The sequence below is a fragment of the Chryseolinea serpens genome (genome assembly GCF_900129725.1).
Classification (GTDB): domain Bacteria; phylum Bacteroidota; class Bacteroidia; order Cytophagales; family Cyclobacteriaceae; genus Chryseolinea; species Chryseolinea serpens.
On the sequence record NZ_FQWQ01000003.1, the window covers coordinates 778741 to 800656 of the forward strand.

The following is a 21916-nucleotide window of genomic DNA, read 5'->3' on the forward strand; positions in this document are numbered from 1 at the left end:
GTAGAACTATGCGATCGATCATTACCAGGTTAGGATGGAGCATTATCGTGGGAATGTTGCCCCTGCTGGCCACCGCGCAAACCGGCGGCCGGACCACCTATTGCAACCCCATGGACATCGACTACAAATACAACTACGAGCAACTGAACGACAGCATTTCCTACCGCGCGGGCGCCGACCCCGTGATCGTCAACCACAAAGGCTCCTACTTTCTTTTTGTGACGATCTCGGGAGGCTACTGGCACTCCAACAACCTGGTCGATTGGTCCTACATCGTACCCGATAAATGGCCCATGGAAGATATGTGCGCACCGGCGGCCATGTCGGTGAAAGACACGTTGTATCTCTTTCAGTCCACTTTTGAGCAACGGCCCATCTTTTATTCACTTGAACCGGAAAAGGGAAAGCTGAAATTTTACAACCGCTGGCTCCCCGCGTTACCCAAGGAAGTCGGGCCCTGGGACCCCGCGTTGTTTTATGACGAAGAACTGAATAAATGGTATATGTACTGGGGCTCGTCGAACGTGTTTCCCATGTATGGCAGCGAACTGGACAAACACAAACGCCTCAGCTATAAGGGGGCCTACAAACCCATGCTCTACCTGCAACCGGAGGAACATGGCTGGGAGCGTTTCGGAAGAGATCACACCAGCAGCATCAAGCCCTTCATGGAAGGCGCCTGGATGACGAAGCACAACGGCAAATATTATCTGCAATACGGGGCGCCAGGGACGGAATATAACGTGTATGCCAACGGTACGTATGTGGGCGATAGTCCGCTGGGACCCTTTACCTATGCACCCTACAATCCTGTTTCCTACAAACCCGGCGGCTTTGTTACGGGTGCAGGCCATGGCAACACCTTCCAGGATGTCTATGGAAACTACTGGAACACCGGCACACCCTGGATTGCCGTGAACTGGAACTTCGAACGCCGCATCGCCATGTTCCCCGCCGGCTTCGACGCCGACGGCCAAATGTTTTCCAACACACGTTTTGGCGATTTGCCCCACCGGCTGCCAACAAAGAAATGGACGAGCAAAGATGAGTTGTTCACCGGCTGGATGTTGCTGTCCTACAAGAAAACGGCCACAGCCTCATCGGTGCGCGATACTTTTCGCGTCTCCAATTTAACAGACGAAAACCCACGGACGTTTTGGGTGGCGCGCCAAAACAAAGCAGGGGAGTGGGCAGCGATCGACCTTCAGAAAGAACAGGAAGTAAGAGCCGTGCAAATAAATTATACAGACTACAAGTCGGATATTTTTGACAACGATACGGCCCGGGTCTACACGCAATTCAAATTATTTGCCTCCCGCGATGGCAAGCAATGGGATTTGATCACCGATCTCACACGCGAAAAAAAACGCGACCGCCCAAACGCCTATGTGGAATTTGAAAAACCGGTGAAGGCCCGCTATATCAAGTATGAACACGTTTATGTGGCGTCGCCTAATCTGGCCGTTAGCGATATTCGCGTTTTTGGGAATGGCCAAGGAAAACCCCCGGTCGCACCTTCTAAAATCACAGCCAAGCGGGACACGGATGTGCGCAATGCTTTTGTTTCATGGACGCCGGTGCCGGGTGCTGTAGGTTATAATATTTTGTGGGGTATCGGTAAGGACAAGCTTTATCAAACCTATCAGGTCTTTGCCGACCAACCTGCGTCGAAAGAGATCCGGGCATTGTCGCGTGGGGTTACCTATTATTTTGCCGTTGAAGCTTTTAGTGAGAATGGCGTGTCGGCGAGGAGTGAGGTGGTAATGGTGAAGTAGGCGCTTCGGTAGGGATAGCTATTTTTTAAAAATAATTTCCCCACACGGAATTAATAATGAATCAAGCCGTGAAGGTCTAAAAAAAAGATTGTGATCTTTTAAAACAAGCTCGGCCCTTGGAACACCGGCTGTTTTTTGATAGAGCGCTCCGATATAGAAAACACGCTCGTGATTAGGGCTAATGGTTTCTTGCAGTGCGGTTGGTGTATGAAGGCCTGTATTCAAAAATGGTCTTAAATCGTCATCGACATACCAGGATGAATTATCGAACGGCATATCATTGAATGATATTGTATCTGGCGGAAGAAACAACTTTACGTACGAACCTGATAATGTAGAGAAAGCAAATGAATCAGCCGGAAAATTAATTGTTAATTGTAAGGGATTCTCGGATACATTAATCAAAGTCGTGCGGGTTATTCCATAACCAAATTCGTGTCCTTCAGAATCAGTATATCGTCCGGCTTTTGGATAACTATTCAAAATCACAACGCCTTCACCTGGAAGAGCATTTGCTGTCGATGGAAGGAATAAGTTGTTGTTTGTCAACATATCGCCTGGACTCGGGACAAACAGCGCTGTAAAAATTAGTAGGAATAGTCTCAAGTTAATATCGTTTAAAATAGCTGCTAAAAAAACTCGATATAATCAGACTTTGAATCGCCCATCGATCCAATTCTTCTAATCAATGTAAAAACAAATTAAATAAAAGCAAAATACGAATTAAGCGGTGTAGGCTTCTCCATTTGCTTTATCAGGAAGTATTCGGCCGGGTTGTGGAAATGATTAATCAATTCTGACTTTTGTCGACAATCGCTCTCTTCATTATGATCGTGAAAATCAGCTCGCTCACCATGAAGAGGGTCACAACGCCGATTAATAAGTATATCACTTTCAGGGTACGCGAGGAGTCTTCATTAATTTGTTCATTAAACTTTTCGGTCTCATGTATCAACACGTCGAGCTTATTCTTACTGTCCAAGGAGTCGGACTGGATTTTGTTGAGTGTTTCGTATTTGAACTTGGCAATTGCCCCGAGATTAAGGTCGGTTCTTTTGTTTAAATAGTAAAGTAGGGAAACCGTGAGCAGGAGAAAAAGTGCTCTGAGGATGTATCTTGTCCGGTACATTTGTTGATATTGCAAATTGTCCGTTATTTAAACGTAATTTCCTCCCCTTAGACTAGTCAAACGTCATTCATTTAAAAATCGTTGTGTGCTTAAATTTTTTCGTCATCAATCTTGTACTCTAAAATGGTTGAAAAAGCTTTGTCGTACCAGTTAATCTTTACAGCAATTCTCAATTTGTTCCCTTTAGGAATATAGTTCGAACTGAATCTGCTATTCTCTTTTTTTAAGTAGGTCCATTCTCTGTCATCTATGATGGCTATTTCCTCCGCATAATCTGATTCCAGGATCAATGCGTATTCCTGCCCCTTCGTCATTACTTTATTCAACGGCACATCGATCGCTTGAACCGGAAAATCAGTGGAATAGGTTGACACAAATTCTTTGATGGCTCCGGAAAGCACATCCCTATAGGCATCTCCAGCATTGAAACCAAGCTTGAAAAAGCTGTCATCAAGGTGTGGCATGGCTTCAAATTGTCTAAGAGTGATCTTTGGATTCGTGAGCTGCCATTCCTCGCTTTCCGGCAGGTGAGAAAAAATGAATTCTTCGGGCGATACACAAAACCAAAAGTCATCAAACCTGGTTTTTGTCTCAAGCTTTTTGTTGTGGGTGAATCCATAGCCGCTGCCCCAGGTCACATCAATCAATTGCCATTCGTTATCTATTTTAACAGCGTTCCAGGCGTGATTGGTGTCTGAAAACCTGGCTGCTTCTTTAAGTCCGTATCCTTTTGCATAGCCCGATATTTTTTCAACCTCCAGATGCATTCGTCGCGCCAATTCTTTGAATAGCGTGCTATAGCCCTCGCATACGGCGGTCCTTCGTTTAAGCACAGCGGCGGGCGAAAATTCATCCTTATAAATTCCGGTATTGTAGGCGTCTGCGTCATACCGAATGTGAGTGGCAATCCAGGTGTAAATTAATCTCGCTTTTTCCAAATCATTTTGAGCGGGAGTAGCCAGATAGGCGGTCAAATCCTGAAGGCGATTTGAATACTTTTCAGGTGTGTTTCTCGCGTATTTGTCCAATCGGTCAAACGCACCCGGTTTTAACTTTTTAGGAACTCTTTCTCTCGGCTTAGGTTTCGCTTTCTGTGGGCTTGTCTTTGTGGTGTCCCATTTAACATCACGGTCTAAGGAGTCATATCTTAGCCCAGCAATCCACTTGTCAACGTTTGACTTAAGGTCAGCATTCGTTTGATAGAAGTATAAGCCCGTCCCAATAGCCAGCAATGTCAATAACGCAATTCCTCTCTTCATGTATAAACGTTTCTTTTCTGAATTTAATGGCACACAAGGCGTTACAGGCCATTCAAATAAAGGCGTTTCAAGTTAATAATTAATGGCAACTGATTCGGTGAGAAGGCGTGCATTTTTACATCCATCCTTAAGGGAAAAAGAAGACATTCGCCAAAGCTAAAGGCCCGAATGCGTGAGGGTCTTTTACCCTTTAGTCCGAAATTGCCCAGGGTTCTCAAAGTTCAAGGCATCTTGAGGTTATTCCGTCGGTTGATTTATTATTTGCCGCCGAAGCTGTTATTTTTTTGTTGCTATTTGCTGTAGACCGAAATTTCTATTATCTTTTTTATATCTTTAGTGGGCTAAGAACGTATAGCGGTGACGTAAGCTGAGTGTGGGGAAAACGTTGGTTGTATTGAATATAAAATCTTGTAGAAGGTCCGTTCACTAAGTCCTTGTTTGTATTTATTATAGCCTCATGACCGTTTTGACTATTACGTTGGTGAAATTCTTAAGGATATGTGTTTTTTGTCTCTGCACATTTGACGTCTTTTCACAGACCACCACCACAATTCCATACGATACGCTTTCATCCGAATGCCTGGACAGGATCAAGGAGGAAACATTGGTCGTTGATGACCCGGCAGACTATGGAAAACTTGAAGTCCTTAACGATGCATTCAACTGCGACCCTTTGCCGGATATCGACTTTAATACAAAATTACTGATCGGCTACACCATGTCGGTGTCGGGATGTCTGCCACCCAAATGGACAGCCCGTATTGAGGTGCACGATAAGCTTTATACGATAAATGTTGACATTCAAACCTATGGAATTTGCCGGCGGAGCTTCAGAAATGTGGCTTGGATGATCATTGACAAACCACAGGGTCCTTACGAAGTGAAATTTAACCGATACATACACCCACATTAACCTGCCATGAAAAAACTTTACCTCTTTTTCGCTTTCCTGGTTTCAATAACCGGTTACGCTCAAATTAGCGAAAACATTCAGCCAAGATCTTTTCAGATGGGTCGTCAGCGAGCGACGACTGAACGGAGTAGTGACTCGGGCGTCGAGCTTCCTGCTCTCGATAACAAAGCGGAGGGGGAACGAGCCGAAAGGATTAGACAAGAAACCTGTGTCACCTGCCGAAAGGAGTTCTACGGAAGGGGAATTGATTTTGAGATCGACATCAAGCGCACTGGCAAAGTTATGGAAGCCGATGATGGCACGATTTGGACCGTAAAGATCAATTCGAAGTCGGCAAAGGGTTTTCAATTCTATTTTAGTGAATTCAGGATTCCGGAAGGCGCTACGCTACATATTTATAGCGACCAGACCGACTTCATCATGGGGGCCTTTACAAAGAAAAACGTACACGAAGGTGGCAAATTTGCCACGGCGATATTTCCTGCAGGTTCTGCGATCATTGAATACTTTGAGCCTAAATACAGTAAAGAACCGGGTAGACTGGTGATCAACCGGATCATTCACGTGTTCAAAAACCTGGGGCTGCAAGGGGGATCAGTGGACCGTAGTGGCAACGCCGAGGGCTATGGGGCAAGCGGATCATGCACCATTAATATTAATTGTACGCAAGGCAGTCCGGTGGCGACGCCGGCAAAAGCGGTTGCCCTTATTTCAAAGTATGACGAAAACGTCGGATTGAGTGCCTTTTGTACTGGGTTTCTCATCAATTCTACCGATGACCCCATGTCGAAAAATCCCTATTTTATGACCGCGGGACACTGTTTGCCTATCACCAGACCCGATGGGTATTACTTTGATTTTATGTTTTATTTCAACTATCAGAGCACAACGTGCGATAATCAGCTTACAGATCCTAAGAATAGCGCAACGACGAAGACCTTTCAAGGCGCTTATCTCCGAAGTATGGCGGATGACAACTGGAATTATAACGATGCCGATTACGGTCTTCTTGAAATGATGGACAGGCCTCAAAATTATATGGAGGTGTCTTATCTGGGATGGGATAAAAGAAAAACCGGTCAAGGTGGCACCGTTTATAATGTGAGTCATCCGGTGGGCGATGCCAAGAAAGTGGCCGTGGGATCGAACCCCGTCGCGACCGGATTAATGACCTATAGCGACTGCTTGAATAACACCATGCAAGTCTGGAAAGTGTCGTGGAGCCAAGGCGTGACACAACCGATCTCGTCTGGGTCGCCGCTGATCAGCGCGGGAAGGGCCATCGGGGTGCTTAGCGGCGGAGTGTCCCGCTGCAGCGACTCGCCGGACCCAATAGGAAGTAGTTGCTCCCAGACCAATGCGTTGTCAGGACCGGATTTTTTCAATCGCTTCGATTGGTTATGGGATCATCCAGGAAGTAACGACTGGGTTAATTTTAATCCAGTATCTTCCTATTTGGATAGAACGCTGACAGGAGCGCAGTATATAGATACCTACAGTTACCCGACGCCAACAAATCCCGGTGGCGGTGGTGGTGGTACGGACCCCTGCGTGGTGCGTCCCCTTGAGGATCCGAACTCCTTCGTGCTTTCCTTCCCCGACGACTTGAGGCGGGGTTTGGGTTATTCGGTGGCAGCCTATGGTGATGACATTGCCGTGGGCGCCCCGTGGGAACGCAAAGTATATATTTATAAACGATTGGATTGCAACGTCAAGATGGTCCAGCAAATTTCCATTGGGAGCACGGTCGGGCGATTTGGGTTCGCAGTCGATATGTACGGCGACTACCTCGTCGTCGGAGATCCTGGCGATGGCATAGTTTTGGGCGCCGCCTATATTTACAAAAAGACAGGGGACACCTGGGCAAAGGTGCAGACTTTGGCGGGGGGAGCCGGATCCTATACCTTTGGTTATTCGGTTTCGATCAGTGCCAGCAACATCGCCATTGGATCGCCCCTCGAAAATCAACCTACTTCTCCTACCACCTTTCTTGATCTTGCATACTTTTACCGGAAACAGCCTGATGGAACCTGGCCGTTCGTATCCCGGGTAGTACAACCGGAATTCGATCCGCAGGCGAGCGGTAAGTCGATAAACTTTGGGAAAGTTGTGGAGGTGAAAGAAAATTGGGCGGTTGTCGCGGGTACCGGTACAAAAGCTATTTATATATACAGATACCAACTCTTGAATGGCAGCTATATTTGGAATCTCTTCAAAAGGATTCAATTCGGCTCCTATAGCTCATATTCTGATGACAGGGTGGCGATGTCCAATGATGAACAAGAAATTATGAGCAATTGTGGAACTGAAGGGATTGTTCAGTCTTTTCGATGGGAAAATGGCGATTGGGTTTCGAAGGGATCCGTCGCCGGCCTTGGTGGTAATCCTGCCATACTCAACGATGTGGCAACTGTGGTTCGTTATAATACGTCGGTCAAATTTTTAAAGAAGGATGCGAACGGTGTTTGGAATGTTTTCAAGACAATCGACCGTGATCCTCATGATGTGCGACTCAATGATGTATTTGGGAACTCGGTCGCGTTAACCGATAACTATCTTGTCGTCGGGCGGCCTGAAAGCCAAACCACTTGCACCTATTCCGGCTCAGCATTTATTTACGACCTCTTTTCAAACCTGGTTGACAGCGACATCGCTGTTTGCAATCAGACATTTACGGGCGCCAATGGTGTTGTGAATGGAAAGTCCATTGTGTTGGGCGGGCCGTCCTGTGCGACCGTTTATCAGCCGAATTCGTCCATAAGTTATTTGGCCAGTATCTCGGCAAGCTTGAAGCCAGGCTTCACGGCAAAGTCAGGAAGCACATTTAAAATTGCGTCGAAAGGATGTGCGAACTTTAACAATGGCACACCACCGGGTGGAAGAATTGCCTCTCAAAACGTACCTGAAAAACTTCCCGATGAAACCATTGCTGCGACCAATCTGGAGCCTGAGATCATTGTGCTTGATCCTGTTGAAGAAGATATTTTTCTATCGGTGTTCCCAAGTCCGGCTTTGAACGGCTATGTTCTCGTGAAATCCGACGCGGGAGAAATAAGCAATGTCGAGCTGTATGATATAAAAGGGCAGCTTATGAAGGATGTTTCTCTCCGAAAGGAAACTGAAAAGGTAGTACACGTGACCATTCCTTCAGACGCAAAAGGCATTTTTATGGTGAAAGCAAATGTTGATGGGCGAGCGCATTTTAAAAAGGTGGTTTTTCAATAAGGTGAAGTTTTAGGATCATTTTTGACAAATTGCTGAGAGGGCACTGCCTGTGTCACCTGCGCTTCGTCCGAACGCCGGTGTACGCGCAGTGCTTTTTCATGCAGCATCTTTCGAGAATGGTTTGCTGATTTCCGTGAGGCTTAACAACCACATCGGCAACGGTGCGATTCTCCGTTGGAATTTCGAAATATCCAAGGTTGCTTCAAATCGTTCGTCTACCCTGCGTCATCCCCGCCCAGCAGCTCGCTAAAATCGTCCCAAACATAACGCGTGGCCCACGTTTCCTTACCTCCAAAATCAGATTGATGACGGTCCATCGGTCGGCCGGATATGGCCGTATAAAATTTTTCAGCAGGATGATTCCCTTCCAACACCCAGAGGTAGAAATTATTCCTTCCATCGGCCAACAGTTTTTTGGCAGCCGCACGCATGAGCTTGCCACCGATACCATGTCCTTTCAGGTGAGGTACGACATGCAGATTGTCCACCAATGCTTGGTAGCCGGCATCCGGCACGTCCATGACAGCGATAAAGCCCACCACGTTGTTGTCGAGCTCGGCCAGGAGCACGAATTCGTTGTCCTTTAAGTTTGCCATCTTTTCTGACCAATGTCGCGCGCGTTCGCCGGCCAAATCGTTGTCAAGGTATTCGTCGAGGAGGAGTCCGCGGTAGGCAATTCTCCAACTCGCGGCGTGAAGAGCGGCAATGACCGGAGCATCGGCTGCCAAACCTTGTCGGATCGAAATATTTTTCATGGGCTACGGAATAGGGTAAAGATAAAACATTTCATAACAGGCCTGAAAAGAAGCCTTGATCCCATCGCTATAATTTTCATCACAAACCCGGCCCTGGACTGCCGGCAATTTACTATCTAGCAAAAAAAAACTGAATGCCTATGATGCGCTGGATCGTATTCTCCCTGATGGCGGTTCTATTTGTTGCGGCGGTACCCGAAAAGGATCGCCATGTGAAATGGATCCAACTTTTCAACGGAAAGAACCTCAATGACTGGAAACCGAAAATAGCGGGCTATCCGCTGGGTGAAAACTTTGCCGGCACCTTCGGTGTGAGCGACGGGAAGATAAAAGTGAGCTATAAAGGCTACGAAAACTTTGACGAACGCTACGGCCACCTTTTTTATAAAAAGCCTTTTTCCTATTACCTGCTGGCCGTGGAATACCGGTTCACGGGCGAGCAGGTAAAGGGCGGTCCCGACTGGGCGTTTCGAAACAGCGGGGCGATGATCCATTGCCAATCGCCCGAATCGATGGGGGTGAAACAGGACTTCCCCATCTCCATCGAAGTGCAGTTGCTGGGCGGCAACGGCAAGGATGAGCGCTCCACCGCCAACCTCTGCACCCCGGGCACCAACGTGGTGATGAACGGCAATCTCTTCACCAATCATTGCATCAACTCTACCTCCAAGACCTATCACGGCGACCAGTGGGTCCGGGTTGAAGTATTGGTGCTGGGCGACTCGCTCGTCAAACACATCGTGGAGGGCGACACCGTGCTGAACTATGAAAAGCCCCAAATCGGCGGCGGCAATGTTTCAAACTACGACCCCAAAGAAATGGTCGACGGCAAAGCACTCACCAAGGGATATATTTCCCTGCAAAGCGAAAGCCACCCGGTTGAATTCAGAAAGGTGGAGATTGTTGATCTCGAACCTTATGCGCATGACCGCAAGAAACTGAACGAAGCATTGGCAAAGCTGCGGCATCGAAAATGAGCCGGAGTGTATTATTGGTCCCGTTGACGAATGCCCAGCAAGATGTTGCAGCGATCTTTTTTTTTCTTATGGCAATGGCCTTCATTTATTTTTCAACCGCCCGTTTGTTGAAAGTTTCCCGGTTTCTTAAGAATGCCCGGACCACAATGGGCGTTGTGGTAAAAACCAGTGCATATCCGTCAGACGAAGAAGGCTCGTTCTACTGCCCGGTCGTTCGCTTTCAGACCGACAAACAAGAATGGATAACTCAACGGGTTGGCAGCTTTATACCTCAGGCTCTTCCCGAGGGAGAGGAAATAGAAATTATGTACGACCCCGAAGATTCGTCGCAAGTTGAAATTTACTCCCGCAGGCTAATATTCATACCAGTTGGTTGTCTTGCGTTTGGAGTTATGGTGTTTGTCATGATGCTTAGTGCTGTTAGCTAACTCGCCAAAATGCACGCCTTCGAATTTTAATCTGGTAGGATTTTTCATTAGATATCCGGGTACCCCGATATCGGGCTACCCGGAGTAAAAGCAACTCTGCAAGCGTGCGCCACGCGAACTTTTTTGATTTCCTATTGGCCTGCCACATTTTCGGCATAGGTTGCCGGGTACACTTTCCTGAACATGAGGTAAGTAACGGTGACCATCACCAGCGCAAAAACGGCATCGCCCGTCGAAGCGAAATCAAACACCGCCAGTTTCGACCAGAAGGCAAAAATGATGTCAAAGAATATGCCTGCAAATACCCATTCCTTTAGTCGAAGCAATTTGCCGGGTATTAAAAGCACGGCGACGCCTAGAAATTTAGCAACGCCGAGTATGTAAATGAAGTGCGCCGGATATCCCAGTGCCAACGTGACGTCCCATACAACAGGGTTTGTAGTAAGCTCAAAAAAACTGCTTGCACCAAACCACAACGCGGTCAGAGCGGTGCCTACCCAATAAATTGTTTTTGCTGTTTTCAAATTCATGATCTTCTTGGTTTTAATAAACAAAGGTTCTTTAAAACCAAAGAGCATCGAAGGGGCCGAAAGGTGAAGTGGACAAATTGCCCGGTGGAATAGACAGTGAGCTGCGTGAGTTAATCGTACACGTGGGGCAAGGATAGCAAAAGTGTTATTCCTATTTTCTCCTTTTGGTTTGACCACTTCTGCCAATCGCTCCATAGTAAAACGTGAAGGCCTCAGCCTTGCCATCTTTCATCCGAAAAATCAGCCTGGCGAAAGGCTTGTATTTATCGGGAATAAATTCGCCATTGCCCTGATACAACAATCGGGTGCTGTCCGGTTTGCCATTTTCGATCCGCGTTCCCCACAGTTGGTCGCCATGCTTGTGGATGGTGAATTTGTCATTATGTTGACCGGCGTCATATTCGCCCCATTCCCCTGGATAACGGTCAATTTCATTTTTTGGGATAGGCAGATCTTTCACTACTACGGTTGGCTTGGTGGTCAATGATAAGGTTAAAAACCACTTCCCGAAAGCTGGATCTACCCCGGGTATTCTGGCGTTGAAGAGCGTACTATCGACCAGCAGGACGTGCATAAAGATATAAAACGGAAATACCCACCTTCCCGCTTTTTCCTTTCTTTCCATAACGATAAGTACGATCAAGAGAGCGTAGATCATGGCCCAGCTCACAAAAATAATGGTGGGAAATTCCATCTTAAAAAGATGGAACAGCACGCGGTCGGAAGCCGGTTGTATCATCGTGATCCCGGTACAAACCATGGCCCTGGCGTGGATGGCTACACGAGACCGGTTGGCGATGGCAATGAGGTAAAACGTCGACATCAGGATCGACCCATTCATCACCCCTAAGAATGTCAACGCCTCTTCAGGAAACAGCAGTCCCTCATAGTGCATGACCTGCAGTATGGAAAGAACAAGCAAGGGCATAACCACAAAAGAGAATTTCCCGATCAGCCGGTGGGCTGCGAATTTCTTTTTTCTGATGAGGATCGGTTGCACGATCAACATCGCTATCCAAAGCGACATCATGACGCCATGAAAATGAAAAAGTGAAGCATGCCTGCTCGTGCCGGCGATCAATTCGGAAATATACCCGTGCCAAAATCCCAATAAAACAATCGCCCCCAATCCGAAAACATAATAGCCGGCCTTGTCGAAGTTGATTTTTGATATAACGTTGTTCACGATGGTAATGAGGTTAAAAATTATTCATAGTTGAATAACAGAGCACTAAAGTCTCTGATTACTACTGCCGACTATTAGCCCGCGAGATAGTTTCTTAGACGCCTAAGTTGAAAAACACCGGCATCCCGATCATTGTAAAAAATCGTCATTTTTTTGACAGGCTCCCGGGAAGAAGGGGGTAAGCACTCCGCGTCACACCTTCTCCCGTAAATTCTCCACCACCCTGACCACGGCGCCCAACTGTGAATTCGAGGACTTCTTCAATTGATCCAGCACGACTACCGAAATAAGCTTCGGCCAGAACAACCGCGAATTGACGTCGCCTGCTTTTGCTTCGATGGAAGTGATCTGCTCTCCCAATGCCTGTTGCAACGCCGGCGGCACATCCGGATCCTGCGACAGCGCCTTGAGCTTGATCAGTCCGGCCTGGAGCCGATGGTTCTGCAGGTCATCGATGGCATCGGTTAATTTATAGGGCCAATGAATAGCCGTTTCGTTGGCAAACCCTGCCCAGTAAAATTTAGATTGCGCAAAATCCTTATCGTACGCACTGGACAACCCCATCAAAATATAGAATACCGCAGCCTCATACTGCACCGAAGAGCCGGGTTTTAAGAGCAGGTGCTTTTTCGCCAGCTGCGATTCTTCGCGGGCCAGGCTGTCCCAACCCTGCTCATACATGGTAATGGACCGCAGCGATAGCGCCAGGTACTTGACCGTAGCGTCGCCTTCTGCCGCGGCAAGGTCGGCCTCGGCAAACGCCATGGCAGGCTTTGCAGAAACCGTCCAGCCATACCCGAGAAGCAAATGTGCATACGCCGGATCCAGCGGCGCCAGCGAATCGGGCCGCTGGTTGTTATACAACTTTACGGCAGGCCCAAGGGTCGTGCCCGAAGTGGCTTTATAGGTGCGATAGGTCAACCCGGAAACGGTATCTTCATAAAGCTCTCGCTGGGTCTTTTTCCCGGAACAGGCAAAAAATAAAACAAACAGTGTGAACAGCCACACCCGCCGCTGGGAGATCGTTGATGAATACATTCGCGCAAGATATAAAAACGCCGCTTTGATCTGTATCCATCTTCCGGATCGGGAGGTATATTCCATCCTAACTCCGGGTAATCTTTGTGACCTTGGCCATCTTTTCACCCCGTGTCAGGATTCAATCCCTATCTTTGGCAATAATGCAACGATCATGAAAAAGAAAGTCTTCATCGGCATCATCCTCTTGGCAACCATTGCCGCCGGTTTCTTTATCTACCGCGCCACCCGACCCAGCCCTCCCGGATCCGCTGAGCTTACCGTCGGTGACCTGACGGTCTCTATATCCTACAACCGGCCATCCGTGCGCGGTCGCCTCATCTTCGGCCCCAAAGAACAAAAAGCCTTGCAACCCTATGGTGAATATTGGCGCCTCGGTGCCAACAAAGCCACTCAAATAACGCTTAGCAACAACGTTACCTTCAACGGTCAACCCGTCGAGGCGGGAACGTACAGAATGTACGCCATCCCCGGCCCCGACAGCTTCGAGATCATGCTAAACACCGAGCTCGGCAAATCCGGCGCCGAAATGCCCGACCATCAATTCGACATTCTGCAAACAAAAGTTCCGGTCACCACCGCTTCCACAGCCGTAGAAAAATTCACGATTTCTATGACAGAAGTCCAACCAGGCATTGATGCCGTCTTCGAATGGAGCACCATCCGCTTTGTCATCCCTATACGCCCGCAGTAAAAAGCGTATACCCTCATCCAGGTTCTCCAACGAACCTGCTCGGTTTCCCGCGAGTTGTTGCCCAGGAAACCGGCGAAAATGGAGAGGACGGCGGGTGGGAGAAATAGGTCCCAGATGTCTACCATTTATCTTAGTCTCACTATATTGGCGTTAAAGAATCAACGTACATCCTACGACTCATGAACTTTGAACTGGCTGAGAAACTAGACACCCTCATCACTAGCAACAAATTGGATGAAGCCATCACCCTGGCCGAAAAGGAACTTTGGGGTTTGCCGCAAACTCCTTTCCATGCCATCTTAGGCAAAGACCTGCTGCACCTTGTCGATCCCATGGCGAAATATTTGGATGCCTTCTATCAATGGATGAAACCAACGATTACCACCAAAGCCCTTTATGCCGAAATGAACGGCTTCACCATCAATCCCGATCTCTGGTATGTCGATGTCTTTGCCTACGACGAATACCAAGGCCTCGATGACTTGGACTGGCTCGCCGATGTTGAACTGGAAAACTCCACCGCGAACGACCCCTTCTTGCTCACCGGGTTTGAAGACTTGCAAGAGGCCTACGACGACTACATGGAAAAAGAAAAATATCATGACAAGCGACAACGCAGCGGCAGCGAAGTCTGCGAACTCATCATCATTCTCCGGCTCCAACAACTGATGCGAGAAGCCGTCAAGGCCGGAAAAGCCAAAGGCAAGACGTGGGTAAACGTGCCCCTGTTGGTGACGGCACATGACTATGACCTTATATACAAAGCAACATGACAAGGCACCGAATGCTTTATTTGAATGGCTAAATTATCCCCTTGCAAGTTCGTCGCGTAAGTCGGCAACGCGCCAGTTCTGCTGCTTTGGACGTGCTGATGATTTCCTCCGTCAAGTTAGCCTTCTTTCCCATTCTACGTGGGGGGGCATCCAGACTGACCCAGAAACAACGCCATGTCAACCCACGGCCTTTTCGGGATACTTTTTTCGCCCTTTTGAATTTAGTCCGCCTAGGCGGACTTTCCATCATAACTCCGGGTACCCCGATGCGATCAGGGTGCCCGGAGAAAAGCAACACAACAACCGTGCGCCACATGCGCACGGAAATGGAGCGGTTAACTTTCATGGCGCATCCCCCGATGCGCCTGGATGCAGCGCACCGATTGCGTGCCAGATCGTGCGACGATCCAAGTTTTCATTTGGTGCGCTTTCTTGAGATGTGACGACGTAACCAAGGGAAGCTTTTGCAGCAACCGGCAAACATCTTTGCTGTCAACGCGTCGAAGGGCGTGCGCTGCGTCGCGTGGGTGTCGTATTATTTGCTTTAGGGACTTTTAGTGGGAAAAGAGCGTCGAGGAGGAGTGAGGGTAAACTAGATAGCTCCGTAGGCCTTTAGGAGTTTGAGTAACTTTTCCAATTTTTCAGGATCCATAGAAGGGTCTAGGCTAATATTAACTTGAACTGACGATGGTGCGTGCTGTCTAATAGGCAGTTGAGGTGGAGGTGTGTTGTTTTCATTGTCATCATCACCATCAACATCGCCACTGTTAGTGTCTTCTACATCATCGTTTTTATTATCTTGAGGCTTAGCGTCACTAGCGTTCTTTGAGGTCGGCTGGCTCACAAACTTAAAAGCGTCACCATCAAGTTCCGCAAGACCACTATATTTTAGTGAACTGGTAAAAATTTGAACACATTCGTCCGCGGAGTCTGGGTGTACCTTGAGCTTTGCAGCCTGTTGTTTTAGTTTAGGGAAATTAACAGTATCTCCTTTAAAAGTCTCATAAAGTTGTTTGAAAAGTTTGGGCTTGAGGCAAGCGCTTTGAAGATGTGGGATAATTTCATCTACGGGGGATGAAGCTATCTCCTTGCCAAGAGGGGTTGCTTCCATTTTGACATTGTCATCATTGAGTAAGCCAAATTGACGTAATGCAGATGCACGTATCTTGCCATCTGGTCCATTATTATTAAATACCCCTGGTAGAATTATCGATTCGGGTTGAGGTGAGGTGTGAGTTTTTGAAACAATTTTCTTGTTGTACTCAATCGCCTTTTTTAAGTCTATTTTCGGAAATAGCGTACCGCCTTTTCTTCCTCCTTTGGGGGGTACACGTTTTGCTTGTTCAGTCATCCGGAAGTGTTTTTATTGCAATGAGTAAATCTTGTAAGCCGTCTTTATACGATTTTGTGAAATCTGCGTATTTTTTATCTTTTATTAGAGGGGGTATCTCACAATCCGAAAGTTTGATCGGAAGAATCTTGACTTTTCTCTTTTCAATCTCGTTAATTAAGGCCGTATTCAATTCTTTTTGTACCCAAGAAGAATTAACCGAGGCGTCGCTCATTGCTAACAAAAAGTAATCCGACTCAACTAGTCCCTGAGATATTTTTTCTGCAATTGAATCGCCCACCAAGATTCTCTGTTCATCTAGCCAAACCGAGATTCCTGCTTTCGTCAAGTCTCCTGTTAATTGTCGAATAAATGGTTTGTCTTTTGAACTATGAGAAATGAAAGCAATAATTTTTTTTGAGTCCGTCTGGTGTCTTTTTTCCTTGATTGTCGACGCTTCTTCAATCAGATCTTCAATCAATAGCGATGGGTCAAGAACTTTATAACTTTTAGCCCATTTCAATAGAGGTGCCGTGTCCTTTGGGTTAAAATTCAATATTCCAACAACTGTGGCGGCTTTCCTTGTTGCAGCATCCACGCTATCACCTAAGTTAAGAAATTGTTTTAAGTGGATCATAAGTGGAAGTCTTACAAGGGCCTCCTTGATAACAGCTTCTTTTTGAGCGCTTGACCCCTTATACGGATAGGCGCAATTAAGCGAAAAAGTGTCTCCAGCTAAATTTTGAATAATTTCAATAGTCAAGCAATTCTTCAAAATCTTGCCAGTGGTTCTAGGATCGATACCTGCAAACTGGCTAATTGATTTTACTGTTGGCAAGTTTAACCATGCAATTGCATCCAATGTTGGGAATATGAAATCAAGATTTACAGACTCAAACTTTAAAGAACTCGTTTTGGTTGTTTTTAACTTTTTGCTCATTGGTTCAACTTCTTAGGTTCTATCCGCTAACATCCGGCATAGGAGCTGCAGGAATAAGGCGAGTATTACCACACACTCTCCTTGCTTTACCTAAGTTAGTATCGTTTGCCATAATATACAAGGAAAATTGGTGATCTTATTAGTCTTTCATCATTAGATAAGACAAATTGCTTCATTGTGAGGGAACTCCACTACCCGGCAAAATCCGAATCTACTCCGCTCCAAGTGATTAGTGCGGGGCTTATTTTGCTTAACAGTCTTTCCAGTAACGCAATTTTTTTCGTCTTTGTCCTTCAACAGTTCCTCCGTCAATTTCTTATTCTCCTCAGCAAGCCTTTTGTTTTCCGCTAACAGCGCGTCATTGAAACTGCAATTATGAAACGTTCCTCCATTATTGGGTGCTATAGTTTCATAGTTGGTTTGGATATTATTTATGGTGACCTCATCATTATAATTCTTAGTCACATCCGTCGGAAACCCCAGCACCTTCCCAATCCTTTCCAAAGTCAAATCCTCCACGTGTTCGCTTTGTTCGATCTTCGAGATGGCTTGCTGGCTGATGCCCAACGCTTCGGCCAGAGTGTCCTGTTTCATTTGTCTCAGTTCGTGCAGGCGCATGATCGTGTGGCCGATGTGGGTTGTCTTTGTTAAATCCCGAGTTGTGAAAAACAACCCGGGCGGTTGTGCCATGCGCTTTTTTGGGTTGTTTCTGGCCGTTCCTTTGTTTCATGCGTCGTTGTTGAGCAGCAGCGCTGGCAACGTCTTTTTGGTTTGAGCTTTTTCCGGCGCATTGGCATAGTCCGGTGTGTGGCATTGGAAAGATCAGCCAAAAAAAATACGGTTATGGAATCATCGTTCAAGTTAACACCCGCGATCACGGAGGGCATGGTTCACCTCTTCACCACCTACCCGCCCATGGCCTATCGCGACACTGTCATTGATATCTATCTTGGCTACCTCTCGCACGAACACGGCCACCGGCTCGTGAATTTCGACAGCATGGGTCACCAAATGTACCTGCTGCTCGACTTCCTGCGAATTGCCGCATCAGAAAACGGGGGAACCGGAAAGGATAAGGGGTGGAGAAATAGAAGCCGATAGACTCCCGGCCATGGCGTTGCAGTTTGTGGCCTGTTTTAAATGGGTGATGAACTTGCCGTCAATCAAATTCAACGTCATGAATCTCCGAGACTGGCTTTGTTTGCCCATTCATTCAATCCAAGTGTTTCTAGCAATGTCCACTTAGCGAAGTCGACAGCAAGGTTTGTGGAGATATCGCCCTCCATAGAGTACTCCTTGCTTTTAGTAGCTACTAAGTAGTGAAAATATATTCTTTCATCCGTTTTTAATTCTGGTACTGATATTTCGAATTCTCGTTCTAGATAGTTTGTAAAGGAAGAGTTTGTGAAGGAAGAGCTCTTTGGTTGATAACCAAGTTCTTTTTCTAGCCGCTTAGGCATAAGGTCGTCATGGGATGCCCTGCATTTCAGTCTTTCGCCATCTTCAGTTCCTATGCTTAAAACATGGGTTTTGTTCTCTATCCAGATTGCGTCTAAGTCCTCGCCACTGTCAGGTGTTGAGGTAATGCCTGAGTCAGTGCTGACTAGTTCGCAATTTATTTTTAGCTGTTCGACGTTGCTATTCTTCTTAGTAATACGAAATATCCATCCCTTGGAATCATCAACTGGAAACTCAGTATTTCGCATCCAGCCTTTTATGTTGCTAAATGGAATAACTTCAATGTGGTAATTTGGGGTGTCAACGAGTTTCATCGAATTTGTCTGCGAAATTGTGATGGTGTTAAGACTAACAGTGGAGCTAATATCAAGTCTAATAACACCTAATGGGGTTTCAAAGGTGTCAATATTTATTTTGTCAGTTTTCATAATCGTTAGAGATGCATATAACGGCCAGGTTCGGAGGCATGCGACAATTGTGAAACAATAATGGTAACGAAGCACGCGCCTCCAGATCAAGGTTATTCAAAATCCTCTTTGTCAACCAAAATTCTGATCTTGTATAATCCATCCCAGTCCTCAAAAATCTCCGGTGTTGTCAGTCCCGCCAGGCGTGTCCGCAGTGACGGCATTGTTTTGCATATGGTGTTCTGGCAAGACGTCGGCAGTTGGGGCAGTTGTTTAGAAATATTTTGTCCGGGTAATCTGATAGAATTCGCCTTGCCATGATTTGCGTGTATTGTTCTGGCCCACCGGTTATCATCTCCAAAACATCCTTATCGGATGTAAGCCAACCCTGTTTCTTGTAGGTTGCGATCTTTCTTTCAATGCCCTCTCTACCCTCAGTGTTGTATTGACCCATTAAGGTGAGTATTGTTTGTATGTCCTTATTTGGTAACAAATTCGAATAATAGCTGGCGATGTATTGTGATAATTCTTTGTCCATGACTTTGATTTTGTTGCTAACGGGCTTGCTAGCTAAACCTTCTTGATTAAACGGTAAGCCGGATAAGACAAGCCCACAATAATGAGAATGAGTACGAAATTATACCAATCGCTAATTGCAAACCCCACAAACAACCCAACCGTTACTAGCAACACTAATATTGACGTCCATGGATAACCCCACGCCCGATAAGGCCGGGTCAAATTAGGCTCAGCCCTGCGCAACTTGATAAGCGCCCCGAATGCAAACCCCAACACGATCAATGATATAAAAGCACTAAGTGAAAACAACGCTTCGAACGACCCCACCAAGATCAATCCCAACGCAAGCCCCGACGAACAAAGCAACGCTACAGTTGGCGTGCCCCCTTTATTGACTACGCTCCCTTGCCGTACAAAGAAACCATCGCGACTAAGCCCAAAAAGAATCCGCGCCGGTATCATCATATAAGCATTAAGAATGCTCACCAACGAAGCAATCGCCAGCACCACCACAAACGTAGCGCCCCCACTTCCAAATACAATCTTGGCCGCATCTGAGGCCACCAGCGTGGAAGTGGAAATGGAACCGATGGGCACAACATAAAAGAGCGCAACATTAAAAATCACATAGATCAGAATGACAGTGACAGCGCCCATAAACAACGAGCGCGGCAGATTTTTTTCGGGGTCCTTATCCTCTTCGGCAAAGAAGCAAGCCGACCACCATCCATCATATGCCCCCACAATCAGCTGCATCGATTTAAGAATGCCGATGAGCAACCCGCCTCCCACTACAGGCAACGGTTGGCGGAAAGAAATGTGATCGACCCTCACAAAAAAGCAAGCGGCGATCAGCACCACGAAAAAGATCACCTTGGCCAGGCTCATGATCTGCTGTGCGATGCTTCCGCCTTGCACACCCACCAAGTGAAACGCCGTGAACACCAACAGGAATCCCACCGCCACCAGCGTTTCGCGGCCAGCCCAGGCCGGGAACAGGATGGTCACATATTCACTGATCACAATGCAAAAATAAGCGGGCCCAATGGCATTGATGAGATAATCGAGCCAGCCCGTGAGGAAGCCGAAGTACGTGCCGAAGGCCCGCATCACATAGTTATACGGTCCCCCCGCCTTCGGCATGATGGTAGCCATTTCGGAAAAGGAGCTCACACCCATCAACACATACAGTCCACCGAAAAGCCAGCACAAAACAATGAGCCAGTAGTTGTCCAGCATCAAAGCAATCGTGCCCGGTGTGCGCAGGATGCCGGCGCCGATGGTGCCCCCGATCATGACGGCCACGCCAAAGCTGACACCCAGCACTTTTTTCAGTTCGTGTTTTGGTGATCCTGATAAAGATTTTTCCATACGCCGGATGTATTTGATGGCTGCGGTGTGGCCGTGGTGGGTCAATATAGAAACAAAATCGGAGGGATTAAAGGCCCGTAGTCGGCACCGTGCGGGGAGCGCATTGGGTTTCGAACCGGCTTTCATTATCTTACGGCTGCTAACGTTAGTTTCATGAACACAAAAAAAATCATCAAGATCACCTTCCCGCTCATCTTGCTGGCGGGCATTTATTTCTTAGGCTCCGAACCGGCGAAGCCCAAGTATGACCTGGCCTTGCCGCAAGTTCCGGCCGACCCCACGGGACTGGTGGCCTATGTGAAGGAGAAAGAATCGCATCACAAAATTAAGCCCGACAACGAATCGCGCATCGAGTGGTATGACAGCGTTCCGAAACGCACCGAATATGCTGTGGTGTATGTGCATGGATTTTCGGCCAGCCCCATGGAGGGCGAGCCGACTCACCGTCGCTTTGCTAAGGAATTTGGCTGCAACCTTTACTTGCCCCGCCTGGCCGACCACGGCATCGACACCACCGAGGCCTTGCTCATGATGACACCCGACCGACTCTGGGAAAGCGCCAAAGAAGCGCTGGCCATTGGAAAACAATTGGGCGACAAAGTGATCCTTATGAGCACGTCCACCGGCGGAACACTGTCGCTGAAGCTGGCCGCCGAATATCCCAACGATGTTTATGCCCTCATCAACCTTTCGCCTAACATCGCCATCAACAATGGTGCGGCGTTCCTGCTGAACAATCCGTGGGGATTGCAGATCGTGCGGAAAGTGAAGGGAGGAGAATATTCCATTGACGAGACAGAGGAATTTCCCCAGTATTGGTATACTAAATACAGACTGGAAGCTACCACACAGCTGGAAGAACTGGTGGAGTCTACCATGACCAAAGATCTTTTTCAACGTGTTAAGCAACCGTCGCTCACGGTGTATTATTACAAAGATGAGAAAGATCAGGACCCTACAGTAAAAGTCAGCGCTATGCTGGAAATGAATAAAGCGCTGGGCACTCCTGATGACATGAAGGAAGCTGTGCCCATTCCTGGGGCTGGTGTTCATCCGTTGGGGTTTGAGAAAAAATGTAAGGACTATCCGGCGGTGTATGGGGCAGTGGAGAAATTTGCGTTGGAGAAACTGAAACTGACGCGTACTGGAGAAGAGATGTTGGTGAAGAATTGAAGATACTGTGCTGAAGAAGCACGCGATCAAAATAAG

At 47.2% G+C, this 21916-nt stretch carries 21 protein-coding genes; 9 read left to right on the plus strand and 12 right to left on the minus strand.

Features of this window, described 5'->3' with window-relative positions:
• Nucleotides 1-8: 8 nt before the first annotated feature.
• Nucleotides 9-1775: a family 43 glycosylhydrolase gene (locus tag BUB30_RS23085; protein ID WP_073138669.1), complete on the plus strand. Its 1767-nt coding sequence runs from the start codon at nucleotides 9-11 to the stop codon at nucleotides 1773-1775.
• A gap of 18 nt (nucleotides 1776-1793) precedes the next feature.
• Here BUB30_RS23085 and BUB30_RS23090 read toward each other — a convergent pair whose 3' ends face one another.
• Together BUB30_RS23090 and BUB30_RS23100 are read right to left on the minus strand one after the other, a co-directional pair.
• The gene (locus BUB30_RS23090) at nucleotides 1794-2381 is read right to left on the minus strand and encodes a hypothetical protein (protein ID WP_143165046.1); all 588 of its coding nucleotides are present in this window, start codon (nucleotides 2379-2381) and stop codon (nucleotides 1794-1796) included.
• 612 nt (nucleotides 2382-2993) lie between these two features.
• A complete protein-coding gene (locus BUB30_RS23100) occupies nucleotides 2994-4163 on the minus strand; it encodes a transglutaminase domain-containing protein (RefSeq protein WP_073138677.1) in 1170 nt (389 codons plus the stop codon).
• Nucleotides 4164-4620: 457 nt separating this feature from the next.
• On the opposite strand from BUB30_RS23100, the gene BUB30_RS23105 reads away from it, so the two are divergent.
• Both BUB30_RS23105 and BUB30_RS23110 read left to right on the plus strand, forming a co-directional pair.
• Nucleotides 4621-5076 carry a hypothetical protein gene (locus tag BUB30_RS23105; protein ID WP_073138680.1) on the plus strand — a complete coding sequence of 152 codons (456 nt, stop codon included), beginning with the start codon at nucleotides 4621-4623 and terminating at the stop codon, nucleotides 5074-5076.
• A 6-nt stretch (nucleotides 5077-5082) separates the two neighbouring features.
• The gene (locus BUB30_RS23110) at nucleotides 5083-8301 is read left to right on the plus strand and encodes a trypsin-like peptidase domain-containing protein (protein WP_073138683.1); all 3219 of its coding nucleotides are present in this window, start codon (nucleotides 5083-5085) and stop codon (nucleotides 8299-8301) included.
• A 215-nt stretch (nucleotides 8302-8516) separates the two neighbouring features.
• Here BUB30_RS23110 and BUB30_RS23115 read toward each other — a convergent pair whose 3' ends face one another.
• On the minus strand, nucleotides 8517-9056 hold the full coding sequence (locus BUB30_RS23115; RefSeq protein WP_073138685.1) for a GNAT family N-acetyltransferase: 540 nt from the start codon (nucleotides 9054-9056) through the stop codon (nucleotides 8517-8519).
• Between the two features lie 140 nt (nucleotides 9057-9196).
• Here BUB30_RS23115 and BUB30_RS23120 point away from each other — a divergent pair, with 140 nt between their 5' ends.
• Both BUB30_RS23120 and BUB30_RS23125 read left to right on the plus strand, forming a co-directional pair.
• A complete protein-coding gene (locus tag BUB30_RS23120; protein WP_143165047.1) occupies nucleotides 9197-10033 on the plus strand; it encodes a 3-keto-disaccharide hydrolase in 837 nt (278 codons plus the stop codon).
• Nucleotides 10030-10461 (plus strand): DUF3592 domain-containing protein, encoded by a 432-nt coding sequence (locus BUB30_RS23125; RefSeq protein WP_073138689.1) that lies wholly within the window; start codon nucleotides 10030-10032, stop codon nucleotides 10459-10461. The genes BUB30_RS23120 and BUB30_RS23125 overlap by 4 nt, the downstream gene beginning before the upstream one ends.
• Before the next feature lie 131 nt (nucleotides 10462-10592).
• On the opposite strand, the gene BUB30_RS23130 is transcribed toward BUB30_RS23125, so the two are convergent.
• From BUB30_RS23130 to BUB30_RS23140, 3 genes are all read right to left on the minus strand, one after another.
• Nucleotides 10593-11186, minus strand: coding sequence for a DoxX family protein (locus tag BUB30_RS23130; protein ID WP_245804152.1), 594 nt, complete (start codon nucleotides 11184-11186; stop codon nucleotides 10593-10595).
• Nucleotides 11143-12177, minus strand: coding sequence for a hypothetical protein (locus tag BUB30_RS23135; protein ID WP_073138691.1), 1035 nt, complete (start codon nucleotides 12175-12177; stop codon nucleotides 11143-11145). The genes BUB30_RS23130 and BUB30_RS23135 overlap by 44 nt, the downstream gene beginning before the upstream one ends.
• Before the next feature lie 192 nt (nucleotides 12178-12369).
• The gene (locus BUB30_RS23140) at nucleotides 12370-13215 is read right to left on the minus strand and encodes a hypothetical protein (RefSeq protein ID WP_073138694.1); all 846 of its coding nucleotides are present in this window, start codon (nucleotides 13213-13215) and stop codon (nucleotides 12370-12372) included.
• Between the two features lie 154 nt (nucleotides 13216-13369).
• Here BUB30_RS23140 and BUB30_RS23145 point away from each other — a divergent pair, with 154 nt between their 5' ends.
• Both BUB30_RS23145 and BUB30_RS23150 read left to right on the plus strand, forming a co-directional pair.
• Complete coding sequence (locus BUB30_RS23145) at nucleotides 13370-13909, plus strand: DUF2911 domain-containing protein (RefSeq protein ID WP_073138697.1); 540 nt, start codon at nucleotides 13370-13372, stop codon at nucleotides 13907-13909.
• Nucleotides 13910-14088: 179 nt separating this feature from the next.
• Nucleotides 14089-14682 (plus strand): hypothetical protein, encoded by a 594-nt coding sequence (locus BUB30_RS23150; RefSeq protein ID WP_073138699.1) that lies wholly within the window; start codon nucleotides 14089-14091, stop codon nucleotides 14680-14682.
• Nucleotides 14683-15274: 592 nt separating this feature from the next.
• Here the strand turns inward: BUB30_RS23150 and BUB30_RS23155 are convergent.
• From BUB30_RS23155 to BUB30_RS23165, 3 genes are all read right to left on the minus strand, one after another.
• Nucleotides 15275-16033 (minus strand): hypothetical protein, encoded by a 759-nt coding sequence (locus tag BUB30_RS23155; protein WP_073138702.1) that lies wholly within the window; start codon nucleotides 16031-16033, stop codon nucleotides 15275-15277.
• The gene (locus BUB30_RS23160; protein WP_073138704.1) at nucleotides 16026-16952 is read right to left on the minus strand and encodes a toll/interleukin-1 receptor domain-containing protein; all 927 of its coding nucleotides are present in this window, start codon (nucleotides 16950-16952) and stop codon (nucleotides 16026-16028) included. Before BUB30_RS23160 ends, BUB30_RS23155 begins: the two co-directional genes overlap by 8 nt.
• 153 nt (nucleotides 16953-17105) lie before the next feature.
• Nucleotides 17106-17642 (minus strand): helix-turn-helix domain-containing protein, encoded by a 537-nt coding sequence (locus BUB30_RS23165; RefSeq protein ID WP_084138321.1) that lies wholly within the window; start codon nucleotides 17640-17642, stop codon nucleotides 17106-17108.
• Nucleotides 17643-17795: 153 nt separating this feature from the next.
• Between BUB30_RS23165 and BUB30_RS23170 the strand changes: the two genes are divergently transcribed.
• A complete protein-coding gene (locus tag BUB30_RS23170; protein ID WP_143165048.1) occupies nucleotides 17796-18053 on the plus strand; it encodes a hypothetical protein in 258 nt (85 codons plus the stop codon).
• A gap of 74 nt (nucleotides 18054-18127) precedes the next feature.
• On the opposite strand, the gene BUB30_RS23175 is transcribed toward BUB30_RS23170, so the two are convergent.
• The 3 genes from BUB30_RS23175 to BUB30_RS23185 all read right to left on the minus strand — a co-directional run bounded on the left by BUB30_RS23175 (nucleotide 18128) and on the right by BUB30_RS23185 (nucleotide 20707).
• On the minus strand, nucleotides 18128-18838 hold the full coding sequence (locus BUB30_RS23175; RefSeq protein WP_073138713.1) for a hypothetical protein: 711 nt from the start codon (nucleotides 18836-18838) through the stop codon (nucleotides 18128-18130).
• Nucleotides 18839-19007: 169 nt separating this feature from the next.
• The gene (locus BUB30_RS23180; protein ID WP_073138716.1) at nucleotides 19008-19355 is read right to left on the minus strand and encodes a hypothetical protein; all 348 of its coding nucleotides are present in this window, start codon (nucleotides 19353-19355) and stop codon (nucleotides 19008-19010) included.
• A gap of 32 nt (nucleotides 19356-19387) precedes the next feature.
• Complete coding sequence (locus BUB30_RS23185; RefSeq protein WP_073139662.1) at nucleotides 19388-20707, minus strand: APC family permease; 1320 nt, start codon at nucleotides 20705-20707, stop codon at nucleotides 19388-19390.
• 153 nt (nucleotides 20708-20860) lie between these two features.
• On the opposite strand from BUB30_RS23185, the gene BUB30_RS23190 reads away from it, so the two are divergent.
• Nucleotides 20861-21880, plus strand: coding sequence for an alpha/beta hydrolase (locus BUB30_RS23190; RefSeq protein WP_073138719.1), 1020 nt, complete (start codon nucleotides 20861-20863; stop codon nucleotides 21878-21880).
• Nucleotides 21881-21916: the final 36 nt, after the last annotated feature.

Bases quoted from the DNA above. Each gene is read 5' to 3' on its own strand.
- BUB30_RS23085 (WP_073138669.1), top strand. From the start codon at position 9: ATGCGATCGATCATTACCAGGTTAGGATGGAGCATTATCGTGGGAATG.
- BUB30_RS23100 (WP_073138677.1), bottom strand. From the start codon at position 4,163: ATGAAGAGAGGAATTGCGTTATTGACATTGCTGGCTATTGGGACGGGC.
- BUB30_RS23105 (WP_073138680.1), top strand. From the start codon at position 4,621: ATGACCGTTTTGACTATTACGTTGGTGAAATTCTTAAGGATATGTGTT.
- BUB30_RS23110 (WP_073138683.1), top strand. From the start codon at position 5,083: ATGAAAAAACTTTACCTCTTTTTCGCTTTCCTGGTTTCAATAACCGGT.
- BUB30_RS23115 (WP_073138685.1), bottom strand. From the start codon at position 9,056: ATGAAAAATATTTCGATCCGACAAGGTTTGGCAGCCGATGCTCCGGTC.
- BUB30_RS23120 (WP_143165047.1), top strand. From the start codon at position 9,197: ATGATGCGCTGGATCGTATTCTCCCTGATGGCGGTTCTATTTGTTGCG.
- BUB30_RS23125 (WP_073138689.1), top strand. From the start codon at position 10,030: ATGAGCCGGAGTGTATTATTGGTCCCGTTGACGAATGCCCAGCAAGAT.
- BUB30_RS23130 (WP_245804152.1), bottom strand. From the start codon at position 11,186: ATGGAGCGATTGGCAGAAGTGGTCAAACCAAAAGGAGAAAATAGGAAT.
- BUB30_RS23140 (WP_073138694.1), bottom strand. From the start codon at position 13,215: ATGTATTCATCAACGATCTCCCAGCGGCGGGTGTGGCTGTTCACACTG.
- BUB30_RS23145 (WP_073138697.1), top strand. From the start codon at position 13,370: ATGAAAAAGAAAGTCTTCATCGGCATCATCCTCTTGGCAACCATTGCC.
- BUB30_RS23150 (WP_073138699.1), top strand. From the start codon at position 14,089: ATGAACTTTGAACTGGCTGAGAAACTAGACACCCTCATCACTAGCAAC.
- BUB30_RS23155 (WP_073138702.1), bottom strand. From the start codon at position 16,033: ATGACTGAACAAGCAAAACGTGTACCCCCCAAAGGAGGAAGAAAAGGC.
- BUB30_RS23160 (WP_073138704.1), bottom strand. From the start codon at position 16,952: ATGAGCAAAAAGTTAAAAACAACCAAAACGAGTTCTTTAAAGTTTGAG.
- BUB30_RS23165 (WP_084138321.1), bottom strand. From the start codon at position 17,642: ATGGCACAACCGCCCGGGTTGTTTTTCACAACTCGGGATTTAACAAAG.
- BUB30_RS23170 (WP_143165048.1), top strand. From the start codon at position 17,796: ATGGAATCATCGTTCAAGTTAACACCCGCGATCACGGAGGGCATGGTT.
- BUB30_RS23175 (WP_073138713.1), bottom strand. From the start codon at position 18,838: ATGAAAACTGACAAAATAAATATTGACACCTTTGAAACCCCATTAGGT.
- BUB30_RS23180 (WP_073138716.1), bottom strand. From the start codon at position 19,355: ATGGACAAAGAATTATCACAATACATCGCCAGCTATTATTCGAATTTG.
- BUB30_RS23185 (WP_073139662.1), bottom strand. From the start codon at position 20,707: ATGGAAAAATCTTTATCAGGATCACCAAAACACGAACTGAAAAAAGTG.
- BUB30_RS23190 (WP_073138719.1), top strand. From the start codon at position 20,861: ATGAACACAAAAAAAATCATCAAGATCACCTTCCCGCTCATCTTGCTG.